General features: G+C 45.9%; 10 protein-coding genes. 8 read left to right on the forward strand and 2 right to left on the reverse strand.

From position 1 onward, the window contains the following. Window positions 1–466 precede the first annotated feature (466 nt). Window positions 467–1,228: an SDR family oxidoreductase gene (locus KW93_RS10855; protein WP_033543037.1), complete on the reverse strand. Its 762-nt coding sequence runs from the start codon at window positions 1,226–1,228 to the stop codon at window positions 467–469. A gap of 142 nt (window positions 1,229–1,370) precedes the next feature. Between KW93_RS10855 and KW93_RS10860 the strand changes: the two genes are divergently transcribed. From KW93_RS10860 to KW93_RS10875, 4 genes are all read left to right on the forward strand, one after another. After that, the gene (locus KW93_RS10860) at window positions 1,371–1,922 is read left to right on the forward strand and encodes a TetR/AcrR family transcriptional regulator (protein ID WP_033543038.1); all 552 of its coding nucleotides are present in this window, start codon (window positions 1,371–1,373) and stop codon (window positions 1,920–1,922) included. A 24-nt stretch (window positions 1,923–1,946) separates the two neighbouring features. Beyond that, window positions 1,947–2,798 (forward strand): DUF2785 domain-containing protein, encoded by an 852-nt coding sequence (locus KW93_RS10865; protein ID WP_033543039.1) that lies wholly within the window; start codon window positions 1,947–1,949, stop codon window positions 2,796–2,798. Between the two features lie 34 nt (window positions 2,799–2,832). Continuing rightward, window positions 2,833–3,363, forward strand: coding sequence for a GNAT family N-acetyltransferase (locus tag KW93_RS10870; protein ID WP_152602448.1), 531 nt, complete (start codon window positions 2,833–2,835; stop codon window positions 3,361–3,363). Between the two features lie 101 nt (window positions 3,364–3,464). Then, the gene (locus tag KW93_RS10875; RefSeq protein WP_052131568.1) at window positions 3,465–4,712 is read left to right on the forward strand and encodes a serpin family protein; all 1,248 of its coding nucleotides are present in this window, start codon (window positions 3,465–3,467) and stop codon (window positions 4,710–4,712) included. Window positions 4,713–4,755: 43 nt separating this feature from the next. Here the strand turns inward: KW93_RS10875 and KW93_RS10880 are convergent, their stop codons facing one another. Beyond that, window positions 4,756–5,313, reverse strand: coding sequence for a GNAT family N-acetyltransferase (locus KW93_RS10880; protein WP_033543040.1), 558 nt, complete (start codon window positions 5,311–5,313; stop codon window positions 4,756–4,758). A 130-nt stretch (window positions 5,314–5,443) separates the two neighbouring features. On the opposite strand from KW93_RS10880, the gene KW93_RS10885 reads away from it, so the two are divergent. From KW93_RS10885 to KW93_RS10900, 4 genes are all read left to right on the forward strand, one after another. Then, a complete protein-coding gene (locus KW93_RS10885) occupies window positions 5,444–6,694 on the forward strand; it encodes a serpin family protein (protein WP_052131569.1) in 1,251 nt (416 codons plus the stop codon). Window positions 6,695–7,143: 449 nt separating this feature from the next. Continuing rightward, the gene (gene rpmG / locus KW93_RS10890; protein WP_033543041.1) at window positions 7,144–7,293 is read left to right on the forward strand and encodes a 50S ribosomal protein L33; all 150 of its coding nucleotides are present in this window, start codon (window positions 7,144–7,146) and stop codon (window positions 7,291–7,293) included. 57 nt (window positions 7,294–7,350) lie between these two features. Beyond that, a complete protein-coding gene (gene rpsN / locus KW93_RS10895) occupies window positions 7,351–7,644 on the forward strand; it encodes a 30S ribosomal protein S14 (protein ID WP_033543042.1) in 294 nt (97 codons plus the stop codon). A 20-nt stretch (window positions 7,645–7,664) separates the two neighbouring features. Beyond that, window positions 7,665–8,138 (forward strand): metal ABC transporter substrate-binding protein (locus KW93_RS10900; RefSeq protein ID WP_161787042.1); only part of this gene is annotated, 474 nt, incomplete at its 3' end.

An 8,138-nucleotide genomic window follows, 5' to 3' on the forward strand; every position in this document is an offset into this window, starting at 1 on the left:
ATTTATTTGCGCAGACCGGATCTGAGCCGTCTTTCACCCGAATCTCCACCCGACTCTACCACTTCCGCCTCACCCAAACTGCCAAAACCAAACCCTTGATATGAAAAAGCCTTAGCGGCCCGGCCGCTAAGGCTTTCTTTAAACCATGGAGTTTTTCGCGCAGCGAAAAACATCCGCTGTTGCTCTTTGCACTGGTCGTGAGGTTGATCTGTTTAGCATCTGGATAACAATTTGAGCAGAAATACCGCACGGTTTTTCTAATAAATTGGATATACTATCCGGAATGGCTGAAATACTATCCGCATTCCCAAAATACTATCCAGATGCGAAAAACGCCATAAAAATACCCGTCCCACAATCTGCAGAACGATTGCCGTTGCTTTTCTTTATCCAGACTCCAGCGGCTCAGCTCTTGGGGTCATAAGTCAGCCCGGCTGTGCGGCCAATGCCGCTTCCGCTTTTCTAATCAGAACGCTGAAGTCCATCCAGCATCTGCGACAATGACTGTGCCGTTGACGAAGCTCGATTCGTCAGACGCCAGGAACAGCGCCACTTGGGCGATTTCTTCCGGCTGGCCAACGCGCGGCATTACGCCTTGTGGTGCCTGCAGACGGCCGGCGCCGAACTGGCTGACGTTCGTCATTGATGAGCCGATGTTCGTTGCGACGCCGCCTGGTGCGATGGCGTTGCAGCGAATGCCGGACTTGGCGTACATGTAACCCGTATTCTTCGTGAAACCAACGACCGCGTGTTTCGATGCGCCGTATGCAGCACCAGCGTGCGCGCCGTTCAGGCCGCCGGTTGATGCCGTGTTGATGATGACGCCTTTGCCTTTTTCAAGGAAAATCGGAATCGCTTTGCGCGTTGCGCGCATGACGCCCTTTGTATTTACGTCGAAAATCAGGTCCCATTTCTCATCAGTGATCTCGCCGGCCGGCTCAAAATTGTCCATGATGCCCGCGTTGTTGACCAAAATGTCCAATGTGCCGAATTCGTTTACTGCTGTATCAATCATGTTGTCGATGTCTTCCTGGCTCGTGACGTTCACTTTCACCGCTTTGGCCGTTCCGCCATTCGATGAAATGCCTTGGGCCACTGCTTCAGCGCCGTCCAGATTCATATCGGCAACGACCACTTTCGCGCCTTCAGCCGCATACAATTCTGCAATCGCTTTGCCCATTCCGGACGCCGCCCCAGTAACTACCGCAACTTTACCTTCCAATCTCATCAATAAAACCTCCTCATATTTAATGAACAAGTGTACAATAAAAGTATATTCTCTATTAGTATGAATATTCAATAAACAAAAAAGGCAAAACTGTTCGTTATCATACAATAAAGCGGATTTTGTCCGCTAAGAGGTGAAAAAGATGAAGACGGATTTGCGCGTGTCGAAGACGAAAGAAGCATTGCGGGAGGCGTTGCTGAATTTATTGAAGCAGAAGAGTTTGAACTCGATTAGCGTCACAGAGCTTTGTCAGGCTGCCAAAGTGAACCGGGGGACGTTCTATGCGCATTACGGGCAGGTTGAAAATTTGTTTGAAGATTATTTCAGGACGATCATGAAGGATTTGGCGGATTCGTATCAAGAGCCGTACAGATACGTGCCGAGCCTGCTGTCGAAAGACGTCAACCCGGTGACGATCCGTATATTCCACCACATCGAGAAGTATCAGCCGTTCTATCGGATCGTGTTTTCGAAAACCGTTCCGCTGTCCTATTATTATCTGCTGTTTGATGAAGTGCAGAATCTGATTAAAAATGACGTCAGCGAACATTACAATACAGATATCGACATTTCGATGCTGAGCGCTTACCAGGCCAACGCGATTCTCGGCCTCGCCATCGAATGGCACCGGCAGGATTTTCGGCAGAGCGCAGAGGAGATGAACCGGCTGCTGGTGCGGTTCTTGAGTCTGTAATTTTGGAAGGGGAAGAAAATTTATATGAATAAAACAGAATTTCCTGCGCTGCTTGCGGCTGGAGAAGTAAAAAGTATTTTGAAGAAAATCAGGAGCGGGGAACGTGAATGGGAAGAAGATGATTGGCAAGGGCTTCTTCCATCCATGCTCAAATACATCGGTTCGATTGACAGCGAGCTGCGTGACTCGCTGATCTACGGCACTTTCTGCAAATTGACGAATGAAAAGAAATGGGACAACCCGCTGCTGCAAGATGTGCTGAACAGGTGTCTGACGGATGAGATGCTGTTCAACGGTATCGGCGAAAATGGAACGGACAGTGTTTTCACCCGGTCGTTCACAACGCTGCTGATTGCGCTCGTACTTTACAGCGATAACGAATCTCCATTTCTTACCGCTCACGCAGTCGATGAAGCAAAGCGGAAAATGATCGATTACATGGAAGCGGAAAAGGATCTTCGCGGCTTTGTCCCAGGAAAAGGCTGGGCCCACAGCATAGCCCATGCGGCGGATGTCTTTGATGAACTGGCCAAAAGCCGGTATGCGGATCAGGAGATGTATGAGGAACTTCTTGATGAGCTTTGGAAAAAGGCGTTTGTCGCCGAGTCCGTCTATATTCACGACGAAGAGGAGCGGATACTCATACCAATCCTCGAAATGGTGAAGCGTGGGATGGATCCTGAGATTCTCCAGGACCGGCTGGATCGGCTGCCGGCGGAAATGGCTAGGCAGAAGGAGTGGCTGGAGGAAGAGAAGTACTGGTTTTTGATTGCGAATGCCAAGAAGTTTTTGAAGAGTTTTTATGTAGAGATGGAAGACTTACCGCAGGCGGCACAATTTCGAAAGAGCATTTGGGATTGTCTGGCTGAATTGTAAGCCAATCTAAATTTCGACGAAAGATGTGAATTGAATGATGAAAATGGAAACTGGCCGGCTTTACTTGCGTGAGTTCAGGAAAGACGACTGGAGCGCTGTCCATAAATACGCATCCCAGGAACAAGCCAGCAGAAATCAGCCTTGGGGACCAAATACGATAGAAGAAACAAAGAAGTTTGTAGAGGAAGCTTTGGCGGATACAAAGAAGACGCCGAGAACCCGTTACATCTTCGCAATCGTTTTAAAGGAGCAGGCTGAATTGATAGGAGCGGTGGAAATTACGATCAAGAGTTTCGCAAATAGAGCGGGGGAAATCGGCTATATTATCAATCCGGATCATTGGGGCAAAGGTATCGCAACAGAAGCTGCATCTGTGATGATCGGCTTTGGTTTCAATGAGTTGCAGCTCCACCGTATTTATGCGACTTGTGCACCTGAGAATGAAGGTTCACGAAAAGTGCTGGAAAAGTTGGGCATGCATTTTGAAGGCAGGATGCGGGATCATATCCTGCTGAAAGAGGGATGGCGTGATTCGAATTTATTCAGCATATTGGCAGGGGAATGACAGGAGTCAGCAAATTTTCCAAGCATATACTCATAATTATGCAGCAGCCATGTAATTTTCCACCAATTTTCCAGTCTACTCTCAAAAGGGGGATCTCACTGATGAAAAAATCGCTTCTATTGTTTATTGTATTGGGATTCACGGCGTTAATCGCTGGCTGCGGCAGTACGGAAGGAACAGCTGGTGCCAGTATGAAGATTGCGGATGGAGTGGAATACGGGGAAACGGATTATCAGCTGATCGCAGAATCGAACAACGCCCTCGGCATGAAGCTGCTGGCAGATTTGTCAGCCAAAGAAGACGGGAATATCTTCGTGTCTCCGACCAGTTTATATATGGCGCTGGCCATGGTCTATAACGGAGCGGATGGGGTGACGAAAGAGGAAATTACGAAAGTGCTTGAAGCAGAAGGGCTGACGGCTGAAGAAATGAATAAGGCAAATGCCTCGCTCATTGCGAAACTTGGCAGTAATTCTGACGCCATCGAATTGAATATAGCAAACTCGATCTGGGCAAAAGACATTTATACGTTTCTTGATAGTTTCAAGGAAAGCAGTCAGGATTACTTTAATGCTGAAGTGGAAACGGTGGATGTAACTGATACGGCGTCAGCGGATGCGATTAATGAGTGGGTCAAGGAAGAGACGAATGGCAGGATCGATGAAATGGTTGAAAGTCCATTTCCCGCCAATCTGGCAGCTATTCTACTCAATGCTATTTATTTTAACGGGACATGGCAATATACTTTCAACGAAGAACTAACGAAAAAACAGCCTTTTTATCCCTCGGACGGTTCAACAACGGATGTTCCGCTCATGATTTTGGAGGAAGAACTGGGTTATATGGAAACCGATCAATTTCAGGCAGTCGCACTACCATACGGGGAAGGTGAGATGAATATGCACGTTTTCCTGCCGGCTGAAAATTCTTCGTTGGACGAATTCAAATCTTCGATGAATAAAGAAACCTGGTCCCAGTGGATGAAGGAAATCGAATCGAGGGAAGGCCTTGTAAAATTGCCTAAATTTGAACTGGAATATGAAGTGAATTTAAATAAAACCTTGCAGGACTTCGGAATGGAAACAGCTTTTGACAACGTTGACTTATCGAAAATGTTCGAAGAAAGCAGTGGTTTATTCATCAGTGAAGTAAAGCAGAAAACCTTTGTCAACGTGAGTGAAGAAGGAACCGAAGCGGCGGCCGTCACGTCTGTGGCTGTGACTGAGTCGGCGTCAGTAGACGAGGAACTGCCGTTTGAACTGATCGTAAACCGTCCATTCTTCTTTACCATCACGGATGAGGAAACCGGTGTGATCCTATTCATGGGTTCGATTGAGAACCCAGCATAACAGGATTACAAGTGAAGAGGAGCCTAAAAACAGGCTCCTTTATTCAAGAGATTTCAAATTCCCGCTTCAACATCGAATACATATAAAGATCATCAAATTTTCCTTGTGTATATTCATAATCCCTCAACAGCCCTTCTCTCAAAAAACCGGTTTTTTCGACCAGCTTTTGAGAAGGGCTGTTTGCCGGTTCAATCAACGCTTCGATCCGGTTCAGGTTCAGCGAGGAAAATCCGTGATAGATTACGGCCTGAAGCGCTTCCGCAGCAATTCCTTTGCCCCAATGTTCCCGGCTCAGTTCAAATCCGATTTCGGCGCGATGATGTTTCTGCGTCAAGTTAAGGAATCCACAGCTGCCGATGACGCGGTCTTCGTCTTTTAATGTAATCCCCCAGCGCATACCTGTGCCTTTATCGAAAATCGAATTGTACCATTCGACTTCATCGAGTGTATCTTCTACTGTTGTAAAAGGCGCGAGTCCCATGTGGCGTGTTACTTCCTCGTCTGACAAATATGCCAACAGGCTGTCGGCATCGTCTTTTGTCACTTCCCGCAAAACCAGTCTCTCTGTTTTGAGGGTTTGAAATTTTATCGGTTTATTCATCTGAAACAACTCCTTGAATTTATTTTATCAAACAGCTGCACTTTACTGGAAGAATGTTTCTAAAATTCTATAACACTCCTGTAACTTTCCACCAATTTGCCAGTCTACTTCTCAAAGGGGGATCTCGCTGATGAAAAAATTGACTCAATTATTTATTGCATTGGGATTCACGACGTTAATCGCAGGCTGCGGCAGTACGGAAGAAAAAGCGGGAGCCAGCATGAAGATTGCCGATGGAGTGGAATACGGGGAAACGGATTATAAACAGATTGCAGAAGCGAACAACATTCTCGGCATGAAGCTGCTGAAAGATTTGTCAGCGAGGGAAGACGGGAATATCTTTGTCTCTCCGACAAGTTTGTATATGGCGCTCGCCATGGTCTATAACGGAGCGGATGGCGTGACGAAAGAGGAAATTGCGAAAGTTTTGGAAACGGAAGGGCTGTCTCCCGATGACATGAATCGAGCGAATGCATCGCTCATTGCGAAACTGGCCAGTGACTCCGGCGCTATCGAATTGAATATAGCGAATTCCATCTGGGCAAAAGACAGCTATCAGTATCTCCAAAGTTTCAGGGAAAGCAGCCAGGATTACTTCAATGCTGAAGTGGAAACGATGGATATAACTGATCCGGCGTCAGCAAAAGCGATCAATGAATGGGTCGATAAAGAGACGAATGGCAGGATTGACAAGATGGTCGAAAGTCCGTTATCCGAGGATCTGGCAGTTATCCTGCTGAATGCAATTTATTTTAATGGAACGTGGCAATACACGTTTATCGAAAAAATGACAGAAGAGCAGCCATTCTATCCTTCCGACGGTTCAACAACAGAAGTTCCGCTCATGGTCTTGGAGGAGGAACTCGCCTATATGGAAACCGATCAATTTCAGGCGGTGGCGCTTCCGTACGGGGAAGGTGAGATGAATATGCACGTCTTCCTGCCGGCTGAAAATTCTTCTTTGGATGAGTTCAAATCATCATTGGACAATGAAACCTGGTCCGACTGGATGAAGAATTTTGAATCGAGGGAAGGCCTCGTAAAATTGCCTAAATTCGAACTGGAATACGAAGTGAATTTGAATGAAACCTTGCAGGATTTCGGTATGGAAACAGCATTCAACTATGTAGATTTATCAAGAATGTTCGAAACAAGCAATGATTTATTCATTAGCGAAGTAAAGCAAAAAACCTTTGTTAACGTGAGTGAAGAAGGAACCGAAGCGGCAGCCGTCACGTCTGTGGCTGTTGACACGGAGTCAGCGACGGCAGATGAGGAACCACCGTTTGAACTGATTGTCAACCGCCCGTTCTTCTTTGCCATCACGGATGAAGAAACCGGTGTGATCCTGTTCATGGGCTCGATTGAGAACCCGGTATAGGAAATTGGAGGGACTGTCGTTGACACGGCAATCCCTCTTTTTTTATGTCATCGTACTGTGGATAAGATGAATGAAAAAAATAGCCCCAGATTTTTCTGGGGATAATTAAAATGGGTTTTGCTGATTTATTTTGTGGATAACCAAATTTATTATGTCGATGTTTTGATGTCCTTGAAGACTTTTCTCTAATCATTTTCAAGCTTTTATTTTTTGTTTGCAGGATAAACCGGTTTGTTTGCAATATAGCGGGGGTTATTTGCAATATAAGAAAGTTTGTTTGCGTTATACGACGGTTTTTTTGCATTATAACGATGTTTATTTGCAGTATGAATAAATCACCGAGACTTTAATGGATGAAAAAACTTCTTGCAGTATTCAAATTTTTATTATACGATGTAAATCGTAACAATTACTGTTTAAATAAATTAAGAAGTCAGGAGAGATAAAATATGAGAGTGAACATCACATTGGCGTGTACCGAAACCGGCGACCGCAATTATTCGACCGTAAAAAACAAGCGCAACAATCCGGAACGGATAGAGTTGAAGAAATATTGTCCGCGTCTCCGGAGAGTGACATTGCACCGGGAAACAAAATAAAAAAATTTACTCATTTACAAATCGTAACTATTACGAATTGAAGGGATGGGTAAACAGATGGCGAAAAAATCCAAAATGGCAAAAGCAACGAAGCTGCAAGCGACTGTCGACCGTTTTATCGACTGCCGAATAGAACTGAAAGCAACTGGGGATTTTGAAGAATTGAACAGGCTGCCGAAAGATTCATCCCCGGTGCGTTTGAGAAATCGCTGCGCTGTGACCGGCAGGCCGAGAGGATATATGCGGAAATTCGGCATGTCACGGATTGCGTTTCGTGAACTGGCTCATAAAGGGCAGATACCGGGAGTCAGAAAAGCTAGCTGGCAAGACGTACAGACTAAATACAAATAAGAAGAATTGAGGGATGCCTTATGAAAAAGTTACTCCTGCCGATCCTGCTGCTTTTAACAGTTGCCGGGTGTGGCAACGCAGAAGAAGCGGAAACAAATACGAACGTAAACAGGGACAATGCAGCAACAGAAGAAAAAATCGAAATTTATACGACTGTTTATCCACTTACATATTTCACTGAAAGAATTGGCGGTGAGCGGGTGAATGTCCAGTCGATCTATCCGGCGGGTTCGAACGAGCACACCTTCGAACCGACACAGCAGGACATGATAGCGTTGGCTGATGCGGATGCGGTTTTCTATATTGGATTGGGGCTGGAAGGTTTTATTGATAATGCCAAAAAGACACTGAGCAATGAAAATGTTGAGTTTGTGGCAACGGGCGAGTCGATTTCTGAAGATGAGCTGGGTGAGGGGCATGAACATGGTCACGACCATGAGCACAGCGAAGGAACGGAAGAACATAGCCACGACCACGGAGAAGGCACGGAAGAA

This window comes from Planococcus sp. CAU13 (assembly GCF_000775575.1).
GTDB lineage: Bacteria > Bacillota > Bacilli > Bacillales_A > Planococcaceae > Planococcus.